This is a genomic window from Janthinobacterium sp. GMG1, from assembly GCF_034427795.1.
Classification (GTDB): Bacteria; Pseudomonadota; Gammaproteobacteria; order Burkholderiales; family Burkholderiaceae_D; genus Janthinobacterium.
In genome coordinates this window covers 261,548-287,351 of record NZ_JAXQNT010000003.1, presented here as the reverse complement: position 1 = coordinate 287,351, position 25,804 = coordinate 261,548, and the positions used below count along the sequence as shown (strand labels likewise).

Below are 25,804 nucleotides of genomic sequence, written 5' to 3'. Positions count from 1 at the left end.
TCCTGAAAATGAAAAACCTCGCAGCGATGCGAGGTTTTTTTGTTTTCAGGCGGCGGCCATTATTCCCAGGCGCTGCGCCATATACGCCGGTTCGCTGGTCAGCCGCGCCGTACTCCCCTCCACCAGATAGGAACAATAGCGGCGCCGCTCGGCGCTGCCGCCGCGCCGTTCCATCAGTTCGCCCAGCATGGCGACGGCGTCGGTGGCCATCTTTTGCACGGGCTGGCGCAGGGTGGTGATGTCGTAGCTGAGCCAGCCCGACGCTTCCAGCGCGTCGAAACCGGCCACCGACATTTGCAACGGCACCTGGATGCCCATCTGGTGGCGCGCCGTGTCCAGGCAGCCGATGGCCATGATGTCGTTGCCGCAAATGACGGCGTCCGGCACGCGGCCCAGGCGGTCGATGACCTTGCGCAAGCCCCGTCCGCCGCTGGCGTAATCGTAGTTGCCGCTGACGACGATGGGCGCGGGCAAGCCCAGGGTCAGCAAACGGTCGAGCATGCCGGCCTTGCGTTCCTGCGCGACGGCCGAGTCGCCGGGGCCGTCGATGATGGCGAACTGGCGGTGGCCCGCCTCGGCCAGGCGCGAGACGAGCAGGCGCGCCGCTTCACCCTGGTCGCACAGCACGGCGTGCACGGCGTGCTCGCGCGGGCTGCGGTTGAACAGCACCAGCGGCACGTCGCGCCGGCCGAATTCGGCCATCTGCTCGTCCGACAGGCAGGCGGCCACGACGGCGCCGTCGACCTGGTATTGCCACACATCGCACAAGACCTTGCCGATGTCCGCTTCGCGCTCCAGGGTAAACAGTAACAGGCGCTTGCCCTGGCGGGAGATTTGCTGGCTTAGGTCGGACAAGACTTGCGGATAGTACAGATTGGCCAGGTTGGAAATGATGACGGCCACCAGGTTCGAGCGCCGCGTGATCAGGCTGCGCGCGGCCGCGTTGGGGATGTAGTCGAGGCTGATGGCCGCCTGCATGACCTTGGCGTGGGTGGCTTGTGAGATGCTGGCGCCCGGCTTGAAGCAGCGCGACACGGCCGATTGCGACACGCCGGCCAGCAGGGCCACGTCATACGAGGTCACGCGCCGTCCGGCGCCGGGTATGGCGCGGCTGGCGGTGCTGGGTGTCCGGGCTACAGTATTCTTTTTTCGCATATTGGTCTGGCAAGCAACCTGTCTCAAAGTATTCCTGCAGGCCCGGCCGCTTGTGGCGGCCTGGGCGGGCAGAATGAGCATAGCGTAAAAGATTGCCGCATGGCAAGACTGTTTTCTTGTTCATGTTGCAAAAAATATGACTGAATGGCAAGTGGCCGATGGGCTGGCACGCCAGGGTGGCGATCTCCGGCAGCACGTCCGCGCCGCTGGCATCCTGGCCTGCGGCTGAACTCAGGCGCAGGTCGCTGCCGGCCAGGGCAGACGCCTGCGTGGCGGCGGCCCCCAGCGCACTGACGGACACGGCATCCTTGTCTTGTCTTGTCTTGTCCGTCACGGCATCGACGCTGCCGAGGATGCCGGAATCGGCGGCAAAGGAAATCTTTGCATTTGGCAAGGCCAGCTTGCCGCCATCGTTGACAGCGCGCAGCCGGCGCAGAGGGTTGGGGGGCACGATCGGTCTCCGGGAGCTGGCCGAGTTGCTCGGCGTTACTCCCAAGAGTAGCTTTTACGCGCGGCCAGTACTTGATGCAAAGCAATCTTGTGATATCGGCCGGGCTGAATGGTTTTACTGGTGCAATGGCCTGCTTTCTGATAACATAACGCCCCTTTATTCAGGGAAGGGTCGACATGGCCAATGCTTGCGGCGTCGATTTCGGCACGTCAAATTCCACGGTAGGCTGGGCACGTCCCGGGCAGAGCACCATGCTCGGCCTGGAAGATGGCAAGACGACCTTACCGTCCGTCGTCTTCTTCAATGCGGAAGACGAGGAAGTCAGTTTTGGCCGCGCGGCGCTGGCCGGCTATCTGGCCGGTTACGAGGGCCGCCTGATGCGCTCGCTGAAAAGCTTGCTGGGCACGAGTCTCATCGATGGCCAGACGGAAGTCGGTGGGCGTGCCTTGCCATTTCGCATGTTGCTGGCCCAATTCATTGGTGAAGTGAAACGCCGCGCCGAGCAGTCCGCCGGCCGCGAATTCTCGTCCGCCGTGTTCGGCCGTCCCGTCTTCTTTATCGATGACAATGCGCAAGCCGACCAGCTGGCGCAGGACACCTTGGCCGAAGTGGCCCGCTCCGTCGGCTTCAAGGATGTCGCCTTCCAGTTCGAACCGATTGCCGCCGCCTTCGACTACGAGTCGCAAATCGACAAGGAAGAACTGGTGCTGATCGCCGACATCGGCGGCGGTACCTCCGACTTTTCGCTGGTCCGTTTGTCGCCCGAGCGCGCGAAAAAGACCGAGCGGCGTGACGACATCCTCGCCACCGGCGGCGTGCACATCGGTGGCACGGATTTCGATAAATACCTGAGCCTGTCTTCCGTCATGCCTTTGCTCGGCTATGGCAGCCGCCTACACAACAATAGCGAAGTGCCGTCCAGCTATTATTTCAACCTGGCTACCTGGCACACGATCAACCTGGCGTACACGAAGAAGATATGGGTGCAGCTGGCCGACGTGTGCCGCGATGCGCGTGAGCAAGACAAGATGGGGCGCTTGCAAAAGCTGATCGACGAGCGCGCCGGCCACTGGCTGGCCATGAAAGTGGAAGAGGGCAAAATCGCCCTGTCCGACTCGGCCGAAGTGCAGCTGGAGCTGGACCGCCTGTCGCCCGCGCAAAGCCTGTTGCTCAAACGTACGCAATTTGATGAAGCCATCGGCCACCTGTGCGGTTCCGTGGAAGAAACCGTGCTGCGCCTGCTGCGCGATGCGGGCGTGGCGCCGGATGCTGTCGACACCGTGTTCTTCACGGGCGGCTCGAGCGGCGTGCGCTTGCTGCGCGAAAAGATCGCCGCCCTGGTGCCGGCCGCGCGCAAGGTCGAGGGTGACCTGTTCGGCAGTATCGGTGCGGGACTCGCGCTGGACGCCGTGCGCAAGTTCGGCTAAGCTGGCCCACCGCAGCATCGCAGAAAGAGCCTGACTTCATGAATGTGTTTGACAAACCGATCGTCATGATCGACTTCGAGACGACCGGATTGTCTCCCGACATGGGCGACCGCATCACGGAAGTGGCGGCGCTGCGCATCGAGGGCGGGCGGATCACGGACCGCTATGTGACCCTGATCAACTGCAATGCGCGCATCCCCTCGTTCATCACGGGCTTGACGGGCATCACGCAGGCCATGGTGGACAAGGCGCCGCCCGTGGCCGAGGTGGTGCCGCAGTTGCTGGATTTTATTGGCAGCGATGCCTTGTCGGCGCACAATGCCAGCTTCGATGAAAAATTCCTGCGCGCGGAAAGCGCCAGGCTGAACCTGGCACCGGCGCACCAGTCGCTCGTGTGTTCCTTGAAACTGTCGCGCCGCGTGTTTCCCGGCATGGCCAGCTACAAGCTGGGCTTGCTGTCGAGCCAGCTGGGCATCGCCTTCAAGAGCGCCGCCCACAGGGCCGAGTCCGATGCGGAAGTGGCGGCGCAAGTGCTGATCCATATCGGCCGCCATTTGCGCAGCAGCTATGGCATCGCCGATGTCGATGCGGATTTGCTCGTGTCGCTGAACAAGCTGGCCGCCGCCAAGGTGCCGCAATTCCTGCAAAAACACCCATCACGCCGCTGACCGCCGTTTCCCCTCTAAGCGGGCTCATCAAAACGATATAATTTTGTTATTTCGTTTGAGCCTGCTCAAGTCCTTCCCCCGCATCGAATTTAAAATTTAAGCAACACACGATTTCGCCGCCCTGGGCCGCCGTTTTGCGCGTGCTGCCGGCAAGCGCAATGTGGATGGGGGCGCACATGGACAAGCACCATACTGCCAGAGATAGCCACGAAGCGTATATCTGGTTCCGCACGGCTGCCGAGCAGGGCAATGCCTATGCCCAGTTCAACCTGGGCCTGATGTACAAGAAGGGTGAAGGCGTGGCGCAGGACGATGCGCGTGCCTTTGTCTGGCTGCGCCTGGCCGCGCTGCAAGGGCTGGCTTTCGCGCAGAATCACCTGGGTGCCCTGTATTACCATGGCCGCGGCGTGGCACAGAGCGACGAGGACGCCGTGCTGTGGTTTCGCCGCGCGGCCGCTCAGGGCGATGCCTCGGCCCAGCAAAACCTGGGACAGATGTACCGCAAGGGACGCGGCGTGCTGCAGAGCGACGAGCTGGCCCTGGCGTGGTTTTACCGCGCTTCCGAGCAGGGCGTGGCCAGTGCGCAATCGTTGCTGGGCGAAGCCTATGCGCAAGGGCTGGGCGCGAAAAAGAACGATGCGCTGGCCCTGGCCTGGTTCCGCAAGGCCGCCTTGCAGGGCGATGCGCAGGCGCAGCTGAACCTGGGGCTCGTCTACAAGCGGGGCCAGGGCGTGGCGCAAAGCGATGCGCAGGCGCTGGCCTGGTTCCGTCAGGCCGCCGCCCAAGGCCTGGCCGTGGCGCAGCGGCAACTTGGCGTGGCGTATGCGGAAGGCCTGGGCGTGGCGCCCGACCAGCTGCGCGCCTACGCCTGGCTGCAGCGGGCGGCCGAGCAGGATGACGCCGACGCCCAGTTCAACCTGGGCCTGATGCTGGCGCGTGGCCAGGGCGTGGACAAGGATGAGGCGCGCGCGGTCATTTGGTACCGGCGTGCCGCCATGCAAGGCCATTGCATGGCGCAATACAATCTGGGCGGCATGTTTGCGGGCGGACGCGGCGTCGTCCGCGACCTGCGCCAGGCGCTGGATTGGTATGCCAGGGCGGCGGCCCAGGGCGCCTCGAATGCGCAGTTCAACCTGGGCGTGATGTATGCCAATGGCCAGGGCGTCGAACGCGACGAGGTGTGCGCCGTGCGCTGGTACCGCACGGCGGCCGAGCAGGGCGATGCCAGTGCGCAAAACAACCTGGGCGTCATGTATGCGAACGGTCATGGTGTGCATCAAGACGATGGCCTGGCCGTGCAATGGTATGCGCGCGCGGCCGGCCAGGGTCATGCGCTGGCGCAATACAACCTGGGCGGCATGTACAACAGCGGGCGCGGCGTGGAGAAGGATCCCGTTTGCGGCTACATGTGGCTGGCGCTGGCGGCTGAGGGCGGCGATAGCGGGGCGGCCAGGGCGCGGGAAGCGGCTGCCGCCAGGCTGGAGCCGGCGCAGCTGCAAGAGGCGCAGCAGCGCATGCGGCAATGGCACCAGGTGCGCTTTCCACCGCGGCCGCCGCGCGACTGAAGCGTGGGCTGTGCACGTGGACGCGCGCTGCATGCGATAATTGCTGGCAGGCATGTCGCGAAGGCGGCATGGTTTTCGGCACAGTGAAAGGTGGAACATGGTAAGGCAGGCAGGCGAGGATGCATCCGAGCAAAAAGTCATCGACGACATCGCCACGCATGGCTGGCATGGCGTCCACATCAGTGCCGATGAGGAAGGTCCCGGCTATGCTTTTACCATAGGCGCTTGCCACAGCTTTGGCCAGCCTGAATTTCTCATCATGGGCTTGCCGCGCGCCATGGCCCACCAGATACTCGATGTGGCGCTGGACGCCGCGCGCAGCGGCGCCATCACGGATTTCACGGCTACCACGGACGTCTTGCTGGAAGGCCATCAGTGCGCCTTCGTGCGCGTGCCCGTGGAGCAGTATCGCAACTATGTCGGCTATGCGCGCTGGTATTACCAGGGCGATGATTTTATCTTGTACCAGATCGTCTGGCCGTCGCGCGATGGCCATTTTCCGTGGCAGGCGCAAGCCAGTGCGCAGTACGTGGAGAGCCAGCCCCTGCTGGGATCGGCGCCGCTGGCGGCATGACGAGTATTGTGACCGGCACGGCCACCGTGTGCGTGTTCGACCCGGCGCTCCTGCGCCACAAGCTGGAAGAGGACTGCGACTGGTGGAGCCTCCCCAGCGCGGAACTGGCGGCCGTGAATGCGGGGCAGGTGGCGTTTTTCAACGTTGGCGGCGACGGCGCGTATGACATTGCCTTGCACGCCGAACTTGCCGAGCCACAGGTAGTCGTGCATCTGACGATCGCCTCGGGCCGCGTCTTCATCGGCGCCGGGGAAGACGTCACGGGCGGCGGCCTGGAACCGGACACGGCCTACGGCGGCCTGTTCGTGGACGTGCCCGCAGGCAGCTACCGCGTGCAGGCGCGCCGCGATGGCGCGCGCATCAGCCTGGCATTCGTGCCCGATGCGCGCGGCAGCAATGCGTTTGGCGACCTCGTACGCATCTGATTCCGTTGAGCTTCTTGCTATTGCCCCTGGCTACGCATCCATGCGGGCCGCGCCCGCGCCTTGCCGTCGGTCCAGGAACAGGCTGTTGCCATGGATTTTCTTTGCCTGTTTCTTTGCTTCGGCCGCCTGCGTGGCAATTTGATGGTGCGTGTAGTACTGGTGCGCCTCGACCTTGATGACGCCCAGCGACAGGCTGATCAACGAATAAAACACTTTCTTGCCTTGCCGGTCTTCGCTGATGTAGCCGCCCCGTTCGCAGTCGCCCGTGCTGTAATAGGCGAGGATGGCGGCAGCGAAGTCGTCCAGCATGGCCTGGCAGCGCGTTTCCCAGTCTTCGCTCTGGAACAGGATCATGAAATCGTCGCCGCCGATGTGGCCGATGAAGTCGCGGTTCGGGTCGCAATGGCTGCTGAGGATTTCTCCCGTCAGCTGGATCACGTCGTCGCCCTTGCGGTAGCCGTACACATCGTTGAAGGGCTTGAAGTGGTCGAGGTCGCAATAGCAGACCCAGAAGCGGCTGCCGCTGTGCAATAAGCGGTCGATATGTTCGTTGATGGGCACGTTGCCGGGCAGTTGCGTCAGCGGGTTGGCGTAGCGGGCTGCATTGATCTGCATCTGCGTGATTTCGCGCATCAGGTCGTGTCCCGTGCCCATGCCCAGGTAGCGGCCGTGCTCGGTGATGATGAAACCGTTGAACAGGTGGTGGGCATCCGATTGCACCATGGTGTAGCTGAGTTCCTGCAAGCTCGTCTCGTGGTCGGCGATCAGGGGTGTGGCATCCATGAACAGGCTGCAGGATTTCTTGCCATACAGTTCGCGCTGGTAGGGGCGGGCGAAGTGGTCGATCATTTCGAAGCGGCTGATCAGTCCCAGCGGCATGCCGTCGTCGACGACGGGGATGATCATCAGCTTCGGGTCTTTCAGGAAAATATCGTACACCTCGTTATTGTTTTTCTCGGGCGACACGGCCGCCACCCGGTGCAGCAGCTTGCGGATGCTGGCGCCGTTCTTTTCCAGGCTGCTGCGCTGCGGATACACGGCCACGCCGTTGCGCCCCAGCGCCTGCACCACTTCGGCCGGCAGGGCGCGCGCCGGCACCGAGTTGGGCCGGCCCAGGTGATAGCCTTGTCCGAACGCTACGCCCAGGTCGCGCAAGACCAGCAATTCCGTCTGCGCCTCGATGCCCTCGGCGATCACCAGGGTGCCCGATTTTTCCGCGATTTCCTGGATCGAGCGCACGAACTGCAGTTTCACGGGGTCGTTATTGATGCCCTGGATGAAATGCATGTCGATTTTCACGTATTCCGGACGCAGTTCCGACCACAGGCGCAGACTGGAAAAGCCTTCGCCCAGATCGTCGATGGCGATCTGGAAACCCATGTTGCGGTAGTGCAGCACCGCTTCGCGCATCAGCTCGTAATCATACGTGGGCTGGTTTTCCGTCAGCTCGATGATGACGCGGTCCGGATTGATGCCGATATGTTCGATGTATTCCAGGGTTTCGCCATGGCGCGCATTGCGCAGCAACAGGCATTCGGGGCTGACGTTGAGGAATAATTTTCCGGGCAGCTGCAGCTCTGCAAAGCGTTCGAGCACCACTTGCCGGCACAGGTGTTCCACTTCCAGGGTCAGGTCATGCGCGCGCGCCACCTTGAACAGATTCATCGGCGCATGCAGGGGGCTGTCGGACGGCCCCCGTATCAAGCCTTCGTAGCCGATGATGTCGCCGCTGTGCATGTGGATGATGGGCTGGAACAGCGCGCTGAGCTTGCGGCCCGCCAGGATCTCGTGCAAGGCATCCGTCCCTTCGATGCCCATGGATACCGATGGCGGCTTCAGGTAAGCCACGTTCGATGGCACCGCGCCGGGCGGCGCGGCGGTGGCGGTGGGGAGGGCGAGAGTGTGCATAGGCGGACGTGACGGCACGGCCTCTGGACGGGCCATGAACATGTTGCCGATGGTAAAGAAGAATTATGACGGCTTGATGAAACGACTTTGCTTTTGATAATGTTTCTTACATGAACGTCAGTTTGCCGATTCCGGCGAAAGCGAGATTTATCACGCCAATTTACGTGAATTACCCAAACAAAAGACGGCAAATCCACCGGATAACTGTGCTTTAAAAGTGGCAATCCGCGCTATGATTTCTCTTGGCGAAAGTCAACATAGGCTGCCGCAGAGTTTGCTTGAGCGGTATGCTTTCCCCGACATCCAACAATGAGACGACAACCCATGCAATTACGTAGTGCAACCCTCATATTCAGCTTGATGACCGCTTTCGGCGGCAATGCCCTGGCGCAAAGCGCCGCGATGCCATCGTGCCCGGCTGGCGACGGCGCTGCCGTGACGTATCCGGTCAGCAAAAAAGTCGACCAGCAAGACAGCTATTTCGGCACCACCATTGCCGACCCGTACCGCTGGCTGGAAGATGCCAACAGCGCGGAAACGGGCGAGTGGGTCACGGCGCAAAACAAGCTGACGCAGTCGTATCTGGGCACCATCCCCGAGCGCGCCGCGATCAAGCAGCGCCTGACCAAGCTGTGGAACTATGAGCGTTTCTCTACGCCAACGAAGCAGGGCGGCCGTTACTTCTACAGCCGCAATGACGGCTTGCAGAACCAGGCCGTGCTGTACACGGTGAAAAAACTGACGGACGAGCCACGCCTGCTGCTGGACCCGAACACCCTGTCGACGGATGGCACGGTGGCGCTGGCCGGCACTTCGATCAGCCCGAATGGCAAGTACCTGGCGTATGCCACGTCCGCTTCCGGTTCCGACTGGAATGAGTGGAAAGTGCGCGACATCGAATCGGGCAAGGATTTGACGGACCATATCCAGTGGGCCAAGTTCTCCGGCGCTTCGTGGACCAAGGATAATACCGGTTTCTTCTACAGCCGCTATGACGCGCCGAACGAAGCCACCAAGCTGGCCGATATCAATTACTTCCAGAAATTGTATTTCCACAAGATCGGCACGCCGCAAAGCGATGACGTACTGGTCTTTGACCGTCCCGACCAGAAGGAATGGGCGTTTGGCGGCAGCACCGTCAGCGACGACGGCAATTACCTGATCATCACGGCCACGCAGGGGACGGAACGCAAGAACCGCATCTTCTACAAGGACTTGCGCCAGAAGAACGCCAAGGTCGTGGGCTTGCTGGAAGCGTTCGATGCGTCGTACTCGTTCATCGACAATGACGGCCCCGTGTTCTTCTTCAAGACGGATAACAAGGCGCCAAAATCGCGCGTGATCGCCATCGATACGCGTAAACCGCTGCCCTCCGACTGGAAGGAAATCGTGCCGCAAAGCGCGGAAACCCTCGTTGCCGTCAACCTGATCAACAACCAGCTGGTGCTCGACTATTTGAAAGATGCGCAAACGCAAATCAAGATCGTCGACCTGAAGGGCAAGCTGGTGCGCGAAGTGGCCTTGCCAGGCATCGGTTCGGCAGGCGGCTTTGCCGGCAAGCGTGGCGACACGGAAACGTTCTACTCGTTTACCAGCTTCACGACGCCAGCGACCATCTACCGCTACGACATGAAATCGGGCAAGAGCAGCGTGTACCGCCAGCCGAAGGTCGATTTCGACCCGAACGCCTTTGAAACGCGCCAGCAATTCTTTACCAGCCGCGACGGCACCAAGGTACCGATGTTCATCGTCTCGAAAAAAGGCATGAAGCTGGACGGCACGAACCCGACCTATCTGTACGGTTATGGCGGTTTCAATATTTCGCTGACGCCTAGCTTCTCCGTGGCGAATCTTGCCTGGGTGGAAATGGGCGGTGTCTACGTGATGGCCAACCTGCGCGGCGGCGGGGAATACGGCGAAGCATGGCACCAGGCTGGCACCAAGCTGAACAAGCAAAACGTCTTCGACGATTTCATTGGCGCGGCGCAATGGCTGGTGGACAACAAGGTCACCTCGCCATCCAAGCTGGCGATCGGCGGCGGCAGCAATGGCGGCCTGCTGGTCGGCGCGGCCATGACGCAGCGTCCCGACCTGTTCGCCGCGGCGATTCCGCAAGTGGGCGTGCTCGACATGTTGCGCTTCCACAAGTTCACCGTGGGCTGGGGCTGGGTGCCTGACTACGGTTCGTCGGACGATGCCGAGCAGTTCAAGGCGCTGGTGAAATACTCGCCGCTGCACAACCTGAAGGCGGGCGGCTGCTATCCGGCCACCATGATCACGACGGCCGACCACGACGACCGCGTCGTGCCTGCCCACAGCTTCAAGTTCGCTGCAGCTGCCCAGGCAGCGCAAGGCGGCGCGGCGCCCGTGCTGATCCGTATCGACAGCAAGGCTGGCCATGGCGCCGGCAAGCCGACGACCAAGCAGATCGAAGAAGTGGCGGACCGTTGGGGCTTCCTCAGCCGTTCGCTGAAGATGACGCCGGTTACTGTGCCTGAACCGGCCAAGGTGGCGGCGCAGTAAATCAGCGCAGTAATTCGGTAGTTGTTATAAAGTAAAAGGCGCGGGCGCAGTTGGCCCGCGCTTTTTTACGTCCGCTGCACAGGCGCGATGCGCGCCAGCACGCCGTTTTCAAACGTGGACTGAAACGGCAAATCCTTGCGCTGCGCATAGCCGATATAGCAGTCGCACTTGAAGCGGGGGCAGCGGCGTTCCTGCAGCATGTCCGCCAGCTCGTCCTCGTACAGATTCCCCAGCCGTTCGGGCACGAAGTGGCAGCGCGCCAGTTCGCCATCGCCATCGACGGACAGCGACGCTTCGCCCGCCAGGCACGGTTTATTGCGCGAGGGCGACGGGCGGCGGTTTTGCGCGAACCACGGGTCGACGCCGTCCAGCCAGACCAGGTCTTCCACACTGTAATAGCCGGGACCACGCCGGTCATACGCGTTCAGCCACAGGTAGACGTGGGCCGGCAGGGCCGCGCGCAGGGCGCGGATGGCATCCAGGTGTTCGTTCATCGCCACGACGCCGACGGAATAGCGCACGCCCATGGCGTCCAGGCGCGCGCAGCGTTCGAGAAAGCGGGCAAGGGTCGTCTGGTCCGGGTGATAGGTGCACCACAGGCCGATTTTTTCCAGGCCGTCCATCCCTTGCAGCCAGTTCAAGGGGCCGGACAGATTTGTCTGCAGCGCCACCTGGCGCACGTGCGGCAAGGCTGCCAGGGTTTGCATGGTCGTACGGTAGTGGCGCCGCACCAGCGCTTCGCCCCACGGCGTGAACAGGATGCTGATGTCCCGCTTTTGTGCCGCCACCCAGCTGGTAAAACGCGCCACTTCGCGCGCATCGCGGGCCAGCGCGGCGCGGCTGTCGCGCTTCTTGGCGAACGGGCAGTAGCCGCAGGCGTAATTGCAGCTTGCCAAGGTGCCCCGGTACAGCAGGGACAGCGTTTCTGCCGGCGCTGTCAGCACGCCTGGCCGCCTTCGGCCATCAGCGCGCGCACCGTCTCGGAGGCCAGCCACGGGCCGATGGTGTCGGCGTAGCTGTAGCCCCTGTCATTCAGGCGCAGCAGCGGGCCGTTTTCTTCCACCAGAGCCAAGGCGTGCAGCTCGGCCAGCTGCGGCAAGTCCTGTTCGCAGCGGCTGCCGAAGCGCGCCGTGTAGGCGTCGCGGTCCAGGCCCGGTTCCGTCAGCAGCGACTGGATCACGTAGCGCCGGCGCTGTTCTTCGTCATCGAGCTGGTAGCCGTGTTCGGCCTGCGCGAAGCGCGCCTCGTCCAGCGCCAGGTAGTTGTCGATGATGCCGATGGTTTCAGTTCTCGCCACCGCGTATTCGCTCGAATAATGCAGGTTGGCCGTGTAGGAGCGGGCGCCCGCGCCCAGGCCCACCATGCCGTCATTCTGGCAGCAGTACGAAGGACCGTTTTGTTCCGGCGCATGGGGCGCGCGGAACATGCGCATCGATACCTGCTCATAGCCTTGCGCGCGCAGATGGTCGCGCGCGGCCGCGTACAGGGCCAGGCGGCTGTCGCCGTCGCGCGCCAGCATGATGGGGTTGAGCGTTTCGGCTCCCTGGCGGCGCGCCACCTTGCCGAGACCCGTCTGCTCGCGCACGTACAGCGGATACAGGTAGATTTCTTCGGGCCGGAAGGCCAGCGCGCTGTCGATGGAGGCGAGCAGGCTGGCCACGGTTTGACCTGCGATGCCGTAGATCAGGTCCAGGTTCAGGGTGGGAAAGCCGGCCGCGCGTATCAGGCCGATGGCGTGATGCACGGTGGCGTTTTGCTGGGGGCGGGCCAGCGCGCGCATTTCGCCGGCGGCAAAGCTCTGGATGCCCAGGCTGACCCGGTCGATGCCGTGCGCGCGGCAGACGGCAAGCCGTTCCGCCGTGATGGTTTCGGGCGAGGCTTCGATGCCGGCCGGCGTGGCTTGCAGGTCGATGCCGAGGATGTCGCGCGCGCCGCACAGCAGGGTATCGAGCTGCGCCGGCGACAAATAAGTGGGCGTGCCGCCGCCCAGCGCGAAGCGGGCAAAGCGCCGTTCGCCCAGCGCGCCGTTGAGCGCGCGCATCTGCACCAGCACTTGCTGCACGTAGCGCTCGACCATGTCTGCACTCGGGCGTGCCATGGCGAACAGGTTGCAAAAGCCGCAGCGCATTTCGCAAAACGGAATATGGATATACGCGAACAGGGCGGCGCGGTCTTGCCGCGCCCACAGGGGCGCCAGCGGCGCCGCCTGCGGCAAGGCGCGGTAGGCCGCCTTGTGCGGATACGAATACGAATACGCCTGGTAGGGCGTGTGGCGCATGCGCTGCGCCAGGGTGCCAGGTTGTTCGGAAGGGTTCACGATGGGGACTCCTGGGAAATGGTATCGATATCGGGGGCGATGAAGAAATGCGCATACGGCACGTTCCACACGCTGTCGTGGGCCACTCTATGGCCACGGTAGCCGTCTTCGCCATAGGCGCTGCCGTGGTCCGAGCAGACGATGGCAAACGTGGGCGCGCGCGCGGCGCAGGCGGCAAACAGGGGCGCCAATGCGCCATCCACATAGCGCAGGGCTGCCGCATGGCTTTCCAGGCAGTCGGCGCGGCAGCCGGGCAGGTAGGCGCGGTTCGGCGTGTGCAGGGCGGCCACGTTGATGAACAAGAAGGTGCGCTGGTCGCCGTCCGCCAGGCGCTCGACGGCCAGCGCCACCTGCTTTTGCGTCGAATGGCGGCTGGCCACGCCCATGCCGGCGCTCCAGTGGCTTTCCTGGAACAGCGACGGCAGCACCGTGCCCAGGGCCGTCTGCTTGTTGAAGAAGCCCACGCCGCCGATGCAGATGGTGCGGTAGCCGCGCACGGCCAAGGCGGCGGGAAGGTCCGCTTCCTCGAACGCAAACGTGTGCGGCGAGGTGGTTTCGCTGCCTGCAAAAGCGCTGGCGAACAGGCGCGCATGGCGGCCCGGCGCGGCTGGCGTGGGCAAAAAGCCCGCGAAGAAGGCCTGGTGCGCCGCATACGTAAAGGTGGCAGGCGAGTGGCGACGTTCCCAGCCTCCGGGCGGCAGAAAACGTCCCAGCACGGGCAATTCGCCCGCCTCAAACAGGGCTTGCGCCACGTCATAGCGCAGCGTGTCGAGCGTGATGAAGACGAGGTCGTGGCTGCCGATGAGGGCGTGCATGTCCGGGATGGCAGGTGTGTCTTTAAGCATGGGTCAGTTGTGCTGCGTAAGTGTCCGCCCCTTGCCATAGCAGTCCAGGCAGCAGGTCACCGAAGGCGTTCGCTTCCAGCACATGGGCCTGGCCCTGGCGCACCACGAGGTCGTAACCCGTCACGTGGCTGGCGGGGAAGGCGCGCGCGGCCTGGATGGCAGTTGCTTCCAGCGCCGCCAGGTCGACGGCGCTCAAGAGGCCAGATGCCTCGCCGCGCCGGTTGTCGAGGTGCAGATTCGTCATCATGTGCTGTCCGATGCGCGCCACCCGGTGCGCGGGCTGGCCCGCCAGGGTCACGACGCGCAGGTCGTAATGGCTGTCGCCGCAGCGCGGCTTGTTCAGCCATGCTTCCGCATACAGTTCCTGGGCGGCCAGCGCGTCGACGAGGGCCGCGATGTCGGCGGGCGTCTCATGGCGCGCCATGCGCTTGACGTTGAACAAACGCGTCTGGCCATCCGTCCGCGACAAGGTGGCCGAGGTGGTGGCTTGCTGGCGTCCGGCCTTGTTCCTGCGGTAGGCGACGACGCCGGAGGCCGATGAGCCATATCGCGGTTTCAGATACACGCGGTCGAGGTCATGCTCGTGCAGCAGCGACTGCAGATGCTGGTAGCCGTGCACGGGGCCGAGCAAGACGGGTATGGGCACGCCGTGCGCGGCCAGGTGGCGCTGGCAAGCCAGCTTGTCCGTCATGCGGAGAATTTCGGCCGGCGCATTGAACGCGCGTATTGCCGGCAAGGCCGCCAGCTGCCTTGCCAGGCCCTGCATCGCATTGGCAAAGCCCGCAAACCACGCATCCATGGCCAGCAGCTGGCCATGCGCGGGCGCGTCGACGGCAGGACGGTCCAGCAGCCTGCAGCCCGCCTGCAGCAAGAGCACATGGGCGGCAGGATCGTCGCCGGGCGGTTCGATTTTCAGGCGGCCGGACTGGCGCAGGGCGGCTTCCAGCAGCGCCGGCTGCGCCAGCCAGTCGCGCCATTCGAGCACCTGCGCGGGCGGCAGGCGCAGTTGCGCGCGCGCCGCCTGCATCAGGCGCACGCGCTTGCTGCCCTGTGTCGCCAGCAGGGTGAGATGCGTGTGCAAAGGGTGAATCCGCTTATTCCCCGACTGCCACGTAGCGGTAGCTTTCGCCGTCGTCTTCATCGGCTTCCTGCGGGTCGTCCAGCACCACATCGAAGGGCAGCGCTTTCAGCTTGGCCTGGTTTTCTTCCGAGATGTAGTGGTGCGACAGGTCCAGGCGCTTCAACTTGCCCAGCTGCGTGTGATTGAGCACGGCCACGGCGCCCAGGTCGCCGATGGTGCCCAGCGACAGGTCGAGGGTGTCGAGCTGCGCCACCAGCGGTTCTTCCGCCAGCCAGACGGCCAGGTCGTCGGCGATTTCCGCGTCGCGCAAGCCCAGGTAGCGCAGGGTCGGCACGCTCAGCTGCGCCAGCACCTTGCGGTACAGGTCGACGTCGCCCGAAAAGCCATAGTCGTCCGTGCCCAGCCACAGTTCCAGGTGTTCCAGCTGCGGCATGCTCGATTGCGCCAGCGCCTCGGCGATCTTTTGATCGAGTCCGCCCGCTTCGATGGTGAACCGACGCAGGTTCTGGTGCGCGAACGGTTCGATGACGAGCTCATTGCCGCCGCGGATGCGCAGTTCTTCCAGCTGCGGGAAAGCATCCAGCAGCGGCTTGTAGCTGCCTTGCACGATCCACGAAATTTCGCATTCCTCGTACGTCATGTCGCCGATGAACAGGGCGCGCAGGTTCGGCAACTGCGGCGCGTGGCTGGCCAGCGCGGCGATCACTTCGTCGGCACCCGCTTCGTACGGGTCGCCCCACATGCCGATGATCAGCGCTGCGAGCGTGTTCTGGTCCGCCTTGGCGAGAAAACCGGCGATCAGCTCGTCCATCTTGCGCTTGTCGTCGTATTCCAGCGACAGGCGGTAGACGATGTCAGGCGACGCGTCGAAGGGCAGGTCCGGGTCGTACTGGACGACTTTCTTGTTGTGGAAGGTGGTGGTGCTGTCGGAAATGGTCATCGGTTGGCTCCGTTAAAAACAGTTGGGGCCTGGATGCCGCGCAGGGGCGTAGCAAGGATGGGGCGAGCCGGGATGTGCTGCGGCGCTTTGCAAAGACATCCAGGCCTGGAAATCTTGTCTATTGCGAAATCTTAGCATGGACAAAAGGACTTATTGCGCACGGCTGCGTGGCAACGCAGCGAATGGGAATGCCTTGAAAGCAACAATGTTGTCAAATAAGTTTACATTTTTGATATTTAATCGTATCGTGCATTTTTCTTGGAGGGAATAATGAAAATAATCCGGAGAATCGCGCTGCCCTTGTTTTGCGCTTGCGTCAGCACGCCGGCGCTCGCACAGGGGGCGCCGGCATCGCCGCCCCAGTTTTCGGTCACCGTGTTCGAGAATGCATCGCTGGCCAATCTGAGCGTGGGCAGCATCAGCGCCATGGGGCAGATTTACGGCGTTGGCCGGCTCGACGGCGTCGACATGGTGTATGCCACGGCGGGCAGTCAGTTGACGGTGGCGCCGAAGGCCGCAGTGAGTAACCTGGTGTTTGCCAGCAATGCGGCCGGGGATAGCCTCGTGCGTTCTGCGGGCAGCAATGGCAATGCGCTGGTGCACATCCTGTCGGGCGGCATGGCCACCTCGCTCAATATCGCCGGGCAAACGACGTGGTCCGGCACGATGAATGCTGCAGGGCAAGTTGCCTTCAATGCGGGGTTTGGCAGTTATGCCACTTTCGACTACACGACGAAAGCCTATCTGTACGACCCGCAAACGGGCATACGGGCGCTGGGCACCCTGGGCGGCAAGGATAGCTATGTCACGGGCATCAACGACGATGGCGTCGTCGTCGGCGCTTCCGCGATGGCGCCGACGCCGGGCGGTTCGCAAGGCTTCATGTACAAGGATGGCGTGATGACCAGCGCGACGGGCTGGGGCGGTTACCAGAGCACGATTTCGGGCATCAACAATGCGGGCCAGATGGTGGGCCATGTCACCCCCGACTGGAACCAGGACCGGACGCGCGGTTTTCTCAAGACCGACGGCAACAACACGTTCTTGAAATCCATCTCCACACCGATCGGCGTGGATGGCTTGGGCCAAGTGCTGGGGGCAAACGCCATGTTCTACAGCAATGGGGTGACTTACAGCCTGGAAAGTCTGGTGCAGGGAGAGGCGGGCTGGAGCTACATGGCCGTCGGCGGCATCAACGAGGCGGGACAGATTTCCGCGCGCCGTTGCCAGTCGCTCATTTGCGAGATTGTCCGCCTCGATCCCGTCAGCGCCGTGCCTGAGCCGCAAACCTATGCCATGTTGCTGGCTGGCATGGCCTTGCTGGGCTTTGCGAGGCGCCGGCGCCGGCAGCGCCCGTGTGATGCCGTAACGTAATACTTTCTGCCAAACAGGATGGAGGATGGGCCAGCGCGCTAGCGGTGGATTACCACCAGCAGCGCCTTGCCCTCCGTTTTTCCCAGATTCCTGATGGTATGCGGCAAGTCCGCCGGATACCTGGCCGTGCCGCCATTCTTGACCTTTTTCTTCGCCGTCCCCACTTCCAGCTCCAGGTTGCCGTGGATCACCGTCAAATGCTCGGTGGTGCCCGGATCATGCGGCTGCGAGGCCAGTTCCCCGCCTGGCGCCAAGGTCACCTCATACCATTCGTATTTGCCCGCCAGTTCCATCGGCCCCAGGATGCGCAGCACGTAGCCTGCGTGGTCGCCGGGCAGGGTGGGGGTTTCGTGGGCATCCGTGATGCGGATGGTTTCCACGGCTTTTTCCGCGCTGGACAGCAATTCACCGATCTGCACGCCCAGGGCGTTGGCCAGGCGCCACGTGATGGCGATGGTGGGGTTGGCTTTTTCGCGCTCGATTTGCGACAGCATGGACTTCGACACGCCTGCGATGCGCGACAAATCCTCCAGTGTCAGGCCGCGCGCCAGGCGCAGCCGTTGCAGGGTGGCGCCCACTTCGGGCGGAGAATTGGTCGAAACGCTGGTTTTCATCGGCAGGTGGCTTGCAAAGTTCAAAAGGCTTGGGTAATATCCACTATATTGAATTTCAGTTCGAAATAGTGGATTTTGAAGGAAATCACGGAAACGTGTAGACTTCAAACAGCGCTTCACGGTACAGCATTGTGCGCGCACCGGTCAAGCGGCTGTTTCCCCCTATGGCGGCTGAGGTCACCCGGACGCCACACATACAACAGGGATACACAAGGATCATCATGAGCGAGCAAGCGAAGAACACCTTTTTCAGCGGTCTGCAACAGAATCTCGATCAATTGCGCCAGCAGGGCTTGTACAAGCCCGAGCGCGTGATCGCCTCGCGCCAGGGCGCTGAAGTGGTGTGCGACGATGGCCGTACCCTGATCAATATGTGTGCGAATAACTACCTGGGCCTGTCCGGCGACCTGCAGACGCAGGAAGCGTCTATTGCTGCCACGCAAAAATACGGCTACGGCCTGTCGTCCGTGCGCTTTATCTGCGGCACGCAAACCGTACATAAAGAACTGGAACAGGCGATCTCAAGCTTCCTGGGTACCGAAGACACGATTTTGTACGCGGCGGCCTTCGACGCCAACGGCGGCGTGTTCGAGCCCCTGTTCGATGAAAACGACGCCATCATCTCGGATGCGCTGAACCACGCTTCCATCATCGACGGCATTCGCCTGTGCAAGGCTGGCCGCTACCGCTACGCCCATAACGACATGGCCGACCTGGAAGTGCAGCTGAAAGCGGCGATTGCCGCCGGCAAGCGCCATAAGGTCATCGTCACGGACGGCGTGTTCTCGATGGATGGCACGATTGCGCAACTGGACAAGATCTGCGACCTGGCCGACCAGTACGGCGCGCTGGTGATGATCGACGAATGCCACGCTTCCGGCTTCATGGGCGCGACGGGCCGCGGCACGCACGAACACCACAATGTGATGGGCCGCATCGACATCATCACGGGCACCCTGGGCAAGGCCCTGGGCGGCGCCATGGGCGGCTTTACCTCCGCGCGCAAGGAAGTCATCGACACCCTGCGCCAGAAATCGCGCCCGTATCTGTTCTCGAACACCCTGGCGCCATCGATTGCCGGCGCTTCGCTGTCGGTTTTGGCCCGCCTGGCCAAGTCGACGGAACTGCGCGACCGCCTGCATGAAAACACGGCTTTCTTCCGCAGCGAGATCGAGCGCATCGGTTTCACCATCAAGCCGGGCACCCATCCTGTCGTTCCCGTGATGCTGTTCGACGCCCCGGTGGCGCAGAAATTCGCCGCCCGCCTGTATGAACTGGGCGTGCTGGTGACGGGCTTCTTCTACCCGGTCGTGCCGATGGGCCAGGCCAGGGTCCGCGTGCAGCTGTCGGCCGCCCACACCCGTGAACAACTGGTGCAAGTGCTGGCCGCCTTCGAGCAGGCAGGCAAGGAACTCGGTTTGCTGACCACCACGACCACTACCAACTAACAAGAATTCAGGAAAATAGCATGGAACGCATCTTAGTCATTGGCGCAAACGGCCAAATCGGTAGTGAACTGGTGGGCGCGCTGGCGCAGCAGCACGGCGCGGACAACGTCATCGCCAGCGACATCGGCACGAATAATCTGTACCAGGCCAAGCGCTATGCGCAACTGAATGTGCTGGACAATGACGGCCTGGCGAGCATCATCGCCGATGAAGGCATCACCCAGGTGTACCAGCTGGCGGCCATGCTGTCGGCCACGGGCGAAGCGGCGCCGTTGAAGGCGTGGAGCCTGAACATGGACGGCTTGCTGAATATCCTGGAGCTGGCGCGCGAGCGGGGCGAAGCGGGCAAGCCGCTGCGCATCTTCTGGCCATCGTCGATCGCCGCCTTCGGCCCGAACACGCCGCAAGTGAACACGCCGCAAATGACGGTGATGGACCCGACCTCGATGTACGGCATCAGCAAGCTGGCCGGCGAGCGCCTGTGCGAGTACTACTTCAACAAGTATGGCGTGGACGTGCGCAGCATCCGCTATCCGGGCATCATCAGCTACAAATCGCCTCCGGGCGGCGGCACCACCGATTACGCCATCGCCATCTTCCATGCGGCCTTGCGCGGCGAGCGTTATGACTGCTTCCTCGATGCGAACACCACTCTGCCAATGATTTACATGCCCGATGCCATCCGCGCCACCATCGAACTGATGGACGCGCCGGTAGCTTCCATCAAGATCCGTTCTTCGTACAATGTGGCCGGCGTGTCGTTCAACCCCGAGCAGCTGGCGAAAGCCATCGTGCGCATGGTGCCTGACTTCAAGATCAGCTACAAACCGGACAGCCGTCAGGCCATCGCCGACAGCTGGCCGCAAAGCCTGGACGACAGCAAGGCCGGCGCCGACTGGGGCTGGAAGGCGCAGATCGGCGTCGAACAGATGGTTACCGACATGCTGGCCAATGTCGATGCAGGGCAGGCGGCCAAGGCAGCCTGAGTCCGGCACCGGCATTCATAAAAACATACTAATATAAAGAGACACTACATGGATATGAGCGTATTTGACCTGTTCAAGATCGGCATCGGGCCGTCGAGTTCCCACACGGTGGGGCCGATGGTGGCGGCGCGGCGTTTTCTGGTCGAATACGGTCCGCTGGACCAGGTAGTGGGCGTCGAGGCGGCCCTGTACGGCTCGCTGGCGCTGACGGGCGTGGGCCATGCCACGGACAAGGCCGTCATTCTTGGCCTGATGGGCGAAACGCCGCAGGACGTGGCGCCCGATGCCGTCGACAGCAAGCTGGCCGCCATCGAGGCGGCCGGCGAGATCGCCTTGCTGGGCACGCACGTGGTGCCATTCACGGCTGCCACGGGCTTGATCTGGCACAAGAGCGAATCCTTGCCAGAACATCCGAACGGCATGCGCTTTACCCTGAAACTGGCGGACGGCAGCCGTGCCGACAAGGTGTATTACTCGATCGGCGGCGGTTTTATCCGCGAGGCAGGCGAGGCACAGGCCGAAGCGGCCGTGGAGTCGGCCGCCAGCGCGCGGGTCGTCTTCCCCTTCGACACGATGGAGCAGTTACTGGCGCATGGCGTGGAAAGCGGCCTGTCTATCCCTGAAATGCTGCGCGCGAACGAATGCGTCAAGCGCAGCGACGCGGAACTCAATGAAGGACTGGACCGCATCTGGCACGTCATGCGCGACTGTATCGCGCACGGCCTGGAAACGACGGGCAACCTGCCGGGCGGTTTGAACGTGAAGCGCCGCGCCGCGAAATTGTGGCGATTGGCGCAGGAGGCGAAGGCGTCGGACAACCGCGCCAACGACTTGCCGCACGACGCCGTGCACCTGGTCAGCCTGTACGCGATGGCCGTCAACGAGGAAAACGCGGCCGGCGGTCGCGTCGTCACGGCGCCGACCAACGGCGCCGCCGGCATCATCCCGGCCGTGCTGCGTTACTACGCGCAGGATTGCCGCCCCAGCGACCCGGTGGGCGGCGTGCGCCGCTTCATGCTGACGGCAGCGGCCATCGGCATGCTATGCAAGCGCAATGCCTCGATTTCGGGCGCCGAAGTGGGTTGCCAGGGCGAAGTGGGCGTGGCGTGCGCCATGGCAGCAGCCGGCCTGGTGGCGGCGCTGGGCGGCACGAACGAGCAGATCGAAAACGCGGCTGAAATCGGCATCGAGCATCACCTGGGCATGACCTGTGACCCGATCGGCGGCCTGGTGCAGATCCCGTGCATCGAGCGCAATGGCATGGGCGCCGTGAAAGCGATTACGGCCGCTTCGCTGGCGCTGAAGGGCGACGGCACGCATTTCGTCAGCCTCGACGAAGTCATCGAAACCATGCGCCAGACGGGCGCGGACATGCAGGACAAGTACAAGGAAACGTCGCTGGGTGGCTTGGCCGTTCACGTCATTACAGTGAACCATGCCGCTTGCTGATGGCGGTAATATCGGCTTGACGCAGCGCGCAAGCCGATAAAATCACTCTTCCTCAAACAACTGCTCCAGCCTGCGTGGATAGTTATTCAAAAAATCGCGCGTCACGGCAAAGTGCTCCGTGTCTTCATAGGCCACTTCGTGGATGCCGCCACCCGTAAACATCAGGATTTTCGCGTTCGGATAGGCGAGCAAAATCGGCGAGTGGGTGGCGATGATCAGCTGCGAGTCGTCCTGCACCAGCTGGTGGATCACGGATAGCGCCGCCATCTGGCGGCTCGGTGACAGGGCCGCCTCGGGTTCGTCCAGCAGGTACAGACCTTTTCCGCGCAGCTTGTTGATCAATGTCGCCATGAACGCTTCGCCGTGCGATTGCGCGTGCAGCGACTTGCCGCCATAGCTGGCCAGGTATTCGGGCATGTCGTCCATGTAAGTGGCGACGTTGAAAAAGCTCTCGGCGCGCAGGAAATAGCTGTCCTCGGGCTTCTTGTAGCTCTTGCTCAGGCGCAGATGCGCGTGCAAGCCCGATTCCTCGTCCGAGGGCAGGGCGATGCGCACGTTGCGCGTGCCGCCATCCTTGCCGAAGCCCAGCGCCACGGCCAGCGCTTCGAGCATGGTCGACTTGCCGCTGCCATTTTCGCCCACGAAAAACGTCACGTCGCGGTGGAAGTCCATGTGCACGAAGTCGCGGATGGCGGGGATGGTGAACGGATAGTGGTCCAGGTCGACGACAGCGTCGGGGCGCAGCGCGGCGCTTTGCAGATACGGTTTTTTACTCAGCGACATGGCCGGTTCTCGACTCCAATAATGGTCATAGCAAGGGATACTCAGCACAGTGTGGCGCAAATCGGCGGCGCGCGCCAGTGCGCACGCCGGCCATGTTCATCTGGCTTGATCTCATGCCATTATGGCTGGCTTGACAACATTCAGGCTCTCCAATTGTCACATCCTGATCTGGCAAATGCCACGCGATTCGCCTTGGGCGGCGGCTGGCACTATAATATCCGCTGCCATTCATGATCAACCGCACTCAGCTCAACTGGACTCTTCAAATTTATGCACTACGTGTCTACCCGCGCTGATAAAGCGCCATCGAATCTGCAGCAATTCTCCGACATCCTCCTGGGAGGCCTGGCCCCCGATGGCGGACTGTATCTCCCAGAACACTACCCGCAAGTCACTGGTGCCGAGCTTAACGCCTGGCGCACATTGTCGTATGCCGACCTGGCATTCGAAATCCTGAAGAAGTTCGCCACCGATATCCCGGCCGCGGACCTGAAGGCACTGACGGCGAAAACCTATACCAAGGCAGTCTACAAGAACGCCCGCGCCGGCGAAAACGCGGCCGACATCACGCCGCTGCGCGTGCTCGAAGAAAACGTCGTCAAGGGCGGATCGACCACCCTGATGCTGCAGGCGCTGTCGAACGGCCCGACCCTGGCCTTCAAGGACATGGCCATGCAGCTGCTGGGCAACCTGTTCGAATACACCTTGGCCAAGCACGACGCCGAACTCAATATCTTTGGCGCCACCTCGGGCGACACGGGCAGCGCGGCCGAATACGCGATGCGCGGCAAGAAGGGCATCCGCGTCTTCATGCTGTCGCCGCACAAGAAAATGAGCGCTTTCCAGACGGCGCAGATGTTCAGCCTGCAAGACCCGAACATTGTCAACATCGCCGTCGAAGGCGTGTTCGACGACTGCCAGGATATGGTGAAGGCCGTGTCGAACGACTTGCCGTTCAAGGCACAACAGAAAATCGGCACCGTCAATTCCATCAACTGGGCGCGCGTCGTGGCGCAAGTCGTGTACTATTTCCGCGGCTACCTGGCGGCCACCACCAGCAACGAGCAAAAAGTGTCGTTCACGGTGCCGTCGGGCAACTTCGGCAATATCTGCGCCGGCCATATCGCCCGCATGATGGGCTTGCCCATCTCGAAACTGGTGGCCGCCACGAATGAAAACGACGTGCTCGACGAATTCTTCCGCACGGGCGTCTACCGCGTGCGCAAGTCCGCCGAAACGTTTCACACGAGCAGCCCGTCGATGGATATATCGAAAGCGTCGAACTTCGAGCGCTTCGTCTACGACCTGGTGGGCCGCGACAGCGAGCGCGTGCGCGCCCTGTTCACGAAAGTGGAAACGCATGGCGGCTTCGACTTGTCCGGCAAGCCTGGCAGCGATGGCGACGAGTTCAAGCTGGTGGCCAAGTACGGCTTCAAGTCGGGCAAATCCACGCACCAGGACCGCCTCGACACCATCCGCGACGTGGCCGACGACTACGGCATCACCATCGACACGCACACGGCCGACGGCATCAAGGTGGCGCGCGAGCACCTGGAGCCGAACGTGCCGATGATCGTGCTGGAAACGGCGCTGGCGGCCAAGTTCAACGAAACCATCCTCGAAGCGCTGGGCGTGGACGCGGAACGGCCAAAGGGCTTCGAGAACATCGAAGACTTGCCGCAAAAATTCATCGTGATGGATGCGGACGTGGAAAAAATGAAGGCGTACATCGCCGCAAATACGGGCTTGTGATGAGCGGGCCTGTGATGAGCGACTCGACCGCACAACGCAAACCGATGCTGTCGGTGGCCGAGGCGCAAGCCTTCATGCTGGGCGCGGCGCGCCCGGTGGCCGAGGTGGAGCTGGTCGACACCATGCGCGCCAACGGCCGCGTGCTGGCCACGGCGCAGACGTCGACCCTGAACGTGCCCGAGCGCGACAATACGCAGATGGATGGCTATTGCGTGCGCGCGCAGGATTGCGCCAGTGGCGCGGCCAGCTTGCCCGTGTCGCAGCGCATCGCGGCCGGCCACGTGGGCCAGCCATTGCAGCCGGGGACGGCGGCGCGCATCTTCACGGGTGCGCTGATCCCGGACGGCGCCGATTGCGTCGTGATGCAGGAGCAGTGCACTGTGCTTGATGGCGTGGTGACGGTGAATCACGTGCCGCACGCGGGCGAATGGGTGCGGCGCCAGGGCGAGGACATCCGCGCCGGCGGTGAAATCCTCGGCGCGGGCCGGCGCCTGCGCAGCCAGGAAATGGGCCTGGCCGCCTCCGTGGGCTTGGCGCAGGTGCCCGTGCTGCGCAAGCTGCGCGTGGCCGTATTTTTCACCGGCGACGAGCTGTCCATGCCCGGCGAGCCTCTGGCACCGGGCGCCGTCTACAACTCGAACCGTTTTACCTTGCGCGGCCTGCTGGAAAATCTGGGGTGCGAGATCACGGACCTGGGCATCGTGCCCGACAGCCTGGAAGCGACAAAAGCCGTGCTGCGCCAGGCGGCCCAGGGCAATGATCTGATCATTACCTCGGGCGGCGTGTCCGTCGGTGAGGAAGACCACATCAAGCCGGCCGTGGAAGCGGAAGGGCGCTTGAACATGTGGCAGATCGCCGTCAAGCCGGGCAAACCCCTGGCGTTTGGCGAAGTGCAGGACGCTTTCTTTGTCGGCTTGCCCGGCAATCCCGTCTCCAGCTTTGTCACGTTTTTGCTGTTCGTGCGCCCGTTCATCCTGCGCCTGCAAGGCGTGGCGGGGAGCCTGGCGCCGCGCAGCTACAAGCTGCCGGCCGCGTTCGAGCGCCTGAAGGCGGACAAGCGCAACGAGTTCTTGCGCGCCAAGGTCAATGACGACGGCGAACTGGAACTGTTCGCCAACCAGAGTTCGGGCGTGCTGACGTCCACCGTGTGGGGCGATGGCTTGATCGATTGTCCACCGGGGCTGTCGATTGCGCGCGGCGACATGCTGCGTTTTATCCCGTTTAACGAATTGCTGTACTGAGGAAGTATCGATGAAGATCAATCTGCGATTTTTTGCCAGCGTGCGTGAGCTGGTGGGCACGGGCCAGGAAGTGCTGGAAGTGGACGCGGGGGCCGTGTCTCGGCTGACGGTGGGCGAGGTCAGAGCGCTTCTGATCGCCCGCGGCGGCAACTGGGAATATGCGCTGGCGCAGGGCCGCGCCCTGCGCATGGCCCACAATCAGGTAATGTGCGATGCCGATACCGTGATCGGCGAAGGCGACGAGGTGGCGTTCTTTCCGCCCGTGACGGGCGGCTGAT

Annotated in this window: 23 protein-coding genes; 13 read left to right on the top strand and 10 right to left on the bottom strand. The window is 62.9% G+C overall.

What is annotated here, in order from left to right:
• Positions 1–45 precede the first annotated feature (45 nt).
• Together SJI03_RS10110 and SJI03_RS10105 are read right to left on the bottom strand one after the other, a co-directional pair.
• A complete protein-coding gene (locus SJI03_RS10110; protein WP_322427069.1) occupies positions 46–1,083 on the bottom strand; it encodes a LacI family DNA-binding transcriptional regulator in 1,038 nt (345 codons plus the stop codon).
• Positions 1,070–1,606 carry a hypothetical protein gene (locus SJI03_RS10105; RefSeq protein WP_322427068.1) on the bottom strand — a complete coding sequence of 179 codons (537 nt, stop codon included), beginning with the start codon at positions 1,604–1,606 and terminating at the stop codon, positions 1,070–1,072. Before SJI03_RS10105 ends, SJI03_RS10110 begins: the two co-directional genes overlap by 14 nt.
• A gap of 176 nt (positions 1,607–1,782) precedes the next feature.
• Between SJI03_RS10105 and SJI03_RS10100 the strand changes: the two genes are divergently transcribed.
• The 5 genes from SJI03_RS10100 (at position 1,783) to SJI03_RS10080 (ending at position 6,265) form a co-directional block, all read left to right on the top strand.
• Positions 1,783–3,033, top strand: coding sequence for an Hsp70 family protein (locus SJI03_RS10100; protein ID WP_322427067.1), 1,251 nt, complete (start codon positions 1,783–1,785; stop codon positions 3,031–3,033).
• Positions 3,034–3,071: 38 nt separating this feature from the next.
• Positions 3,072–3,701: a PolC-type DNA polymerase III gene (locus SJI03_RS10095; protein WP_175445035.1), complete on the top strand. Its 630-nt coding sequence runs from the start codon at positions 3,072–3,074 to the stop codon at positions 3,699–3,701.
• 176 nt (positions 3,702–3,877) lie between these two features.
• Complete coding sequence (locus tag SJI03_RS10090; RefSeq protein WP_322427066.1) at positions 3,878–5,266, top strand: SEL1-like repeat protein; 1,389 nt, start codon at positions 3,878–3,880, stop codon at positions 5,264–5,266.
• Positions 5,267–5,363: 97 nt separating this feature from the next.
• Complete coding sequence (locus tag SJI03_RS10085; protein WP_322427065.1) at positions 5,364–5,840, top strand: DUF4262 domain-containing protein; 477 nt, start codon at positions 5,364–5,366, stop codon at positions 5,838–5,840.
• On the top strand, positions 5,837–6,265 hold the full coding sequence (locus SJI03_RS10080; protein ID WP_322427064.1) for a DUF6386 family protein: 429 nt from the start codon (positions 5,837–5,839) through the stop codon (positions 6,263–6,265). The genes SJI03_RS10085 and SJI03_RS10080 overlap by 4 nt, the downstream gene beginning before the upstream one ends.
• A 30-nt stretch (positions 6,266–6,295) precedes the next feature.
• Here SJI03_RS10080 and SJI03_RS10075 read toward each other — a convergent pair whose 3' ends face one another.
• Positions 6,296–8,083 (bottom strand): GGDEF domain-containing protein, encoded by a 1,788-nt coding sequence (locus SJI03_RS10075; protein WP_322427333.1) that lies wholly within the window; start codon positions 8,081–8,083, stop codon positions 6,296–6,298.
• Between the two features lie 414 nt (positions 8,084–8,497).
• Between SJI03_RS10075 and SJI03_RS10070 the strand changes: the two genes are divergently transcribed.
• Positions 8,498–10,696 (top strand): prolyl oligopeptidase family serine peptidase, encoded by a 2,199-nt coding sequence (locus tag SJI03_RS10070; RefSeq protein ID WP_099376939.1) that lies wholly within the window; start codon positions 8,498–8,500, stop codon positions 10,694–10,696.
• Between the two features lie 65 nt (positions 10,697–10,761).
• Here the strand turns inward: SJI03_RS10070 and SJI03_RS10065 are convergent, their stop codons facing one another.
• The 5 genes from SJI03_RS10065 to SJI03_RS10045 are packed head-to-tail and all read right to left on the bottom strand — an operon-like array spanning position 10,762 to position 15,879.
• A complete protein-coding gene (locus SJI03_RS10065) occupies positions 10,762–11,640 on the bottom strand; it encodes an STM4011 family radical SAM protein (RefSeq protein ID WP_322427063.1) in 879 nt (292 codons plus the stop codon).
• The gene (locus SJI03_RS10060; protein ID WP_322427062.1) at positions 11,634–13,013 is read right to left on the bottom strand and encodes an STM4012 family radical SAM protein; all 1,380 of its coding nucleotides are present in this window, start codon (positions 13,011–13,013) and stop codon (positions 11,634–11,636) included. Before SJI03_RS10060 ends, SJI03_RS10065 begins: the two co-directional genes overlap by 7 nt.
• On the bottom strand, positions 13,010–13,858 hold the full coding sequence (locus SJI03_RS10055) for an STM4013/SEN3800 family hydrolase (RefSeq protein ID WP_322427061.1): 849 nt from the start codon (positions 13,856–13,858) through the stop codon (positions 13,010–13,012). The genes SJI03_RS10060 and SJI03_RS10055 overlap by 4 nt, the downstream gene beginning before the upstream one ends.
• Positions 13,851–14,939, bottom strand: coding sequence for an STM4014 family protein (locus tag SJI03_RS10050; RefSeq protein ID WP_322427060.1), 1,089 nt, complete (start codon positions 14,937–14,939; stop codon positions 13,851–13,853). Before SJI03_RS10050 ends, SJI03_RS10055 begins: the two co-directional genes overlap by 8 nt.
• Positions 14,940–14,952: 13 nt before the next feature.
• Positions 14,953–15,879, bottom strand: a complete 927-nt coding sequence (locus SJI03_RS10045; protein WP_322427059.1) for an STM4015 family protein — start codon at positions 15,877–15,879, stop codon at positions 14,953–14,955.
• 270 nt (positions 15,880–16,149) lie between these two features.
• Between SJI03_RS10045 and SJI03_RS10040 the strand changes: the two genes are divergently transcribed.
• On the top strand, positions 16,150–17,253 hold the full coding sequence (locus SJI03_RS10040; RefSeq protein ID WP_322427058.1) for a PEP-CTERM sorting domain-containing protein: 1,104 nt from the start codon (positions 16,150–16,152) through the stop codon (positions 17,251–17,253).
• Positions 17,254–17,291: 38 nt separating this feature from the next.
• Here SJI03_RS10040 and SJI03_RS10035 read toward each other — a convergent pair whose 3' ends face one another.
• Positions 17,292–17,867: a helix-turn-helix domain-containing protein gene (locus tag SJI03_RS10035; protein ID WP_077403922.1), complete on the bottom strand. Its 576-nt coding sequence runs from the start codon at positions 17,865–17,867 to the stop codon at positions 17,292–17,294.
• A gap of 221 nt (positions 17,868–18,088) precedes the next feature.
• On the opposite strand from SJI03_RS10035, the gene kbl reads away from it, so the two are divergent.
• The 3 genes from kbl to SJI03_RS10020 are packed head-to-tail and all read left to right on the top strand — an operon-like array spanning position 18,089 to position 21,750.
• On the top strand, positions 18,089–19,315 hold the full coding sequence (kbl, locus tag SJI03_RS10030; protein ID WP_322427057.1) for a glycine C-acetyltransferase: 1,227 nt from the start codon (positions 18,089–18,091) through the stop codon (positions 19,313–19,315).
• A 20-nt stretch (positions 19,316–19,335) separates the two neighbouring features.
• Positions 19,336–20,301, top strand: coding sequence for an NAD-dependent epimerase/dehydratase family protein (locus SJI03_RS10025; protein ID WP_322427056.1), 966 nt, complete (start codon positions 19,336–19,338; stop codon positions 20,299–20,301).
• Positions 20,302–20,349: 48 nt separating this feature from the next.
• Positions 20,350–21,750 carry an L-serine ammonia-lyase gene (locus SJI03_RS10020; RefSeq protein ID WP_322427055.1) on the top strand — a complete coding sequence of 467 codons (1,401 nt, stop codon included), beginning with the start codon at positions 20,350–20,352 and terminating at the stop codon, positions 21,748–21,750.
• A 42-nt stretch (positions 21,751–21,792) separates the two neighbouring features.
• Here the strand turns inward: SJI03_RS10020 and SJI03_RS10015 are convergent, their stop codons facing one another.
• Positions 21,793–22,533: an AAA family ATPase gene (locus tag SJI03_RS10015; protein WP_322427054.1), complete on the bottom strand. Its 741-nt coding sequence runs from the start codon at positions 22,531–22,533 to the stop codon at positions 21,793–21,795.
• Between the two features lie 270 nt (positions 22,534–22,803).
• Between SJI03_RS10015 and thrC the strand changes: the two genes are divergently transcribed.
• Genes thrC through moaD form a run of 3 tightly spaced genes read left to right on the top strand, consistent with a single transcriptional unit; the run spans position 22,804 to position 25,803 of the window.
• Entirely contained in the window at positions 22,804–24,285 is a 1,482-nt protein-coding gene (gene thrC / locus SJI03_RS10010) for a threonine synthase (protein WP_322427053.1), read from the top strand.
• Positions 24,286–24,299: 14 nt separating this feature from the next.
• Positions 24,300–25,526: a gephyrin-like molybdotransferase Glp gene (gene glp, locus SJI03_RS10005; protein ID WP_322427052.1), complete on the top strand. Its 1,227-nt coding sequence runs from the start codon at positions 24,300–24,302 to the stop codon at positions 25,524–25,526.
• Between the two features lie 10 nt (positions 25,527–25,536).
• The gene (gene moaD, locus SJI03_RS10000) at positions 25,537–25,803 is read left to right on the top strand and encodes a molybdopterin converting factor subunit 1 (protein WP_322427051.1); all 267 of its coding nucleotides are present in this window, start codon (positions 25,537–25,539) and stop codon (positions 25,801–25,803) included.
• Position 25,804: the final 1 nt, after the last annotated feature.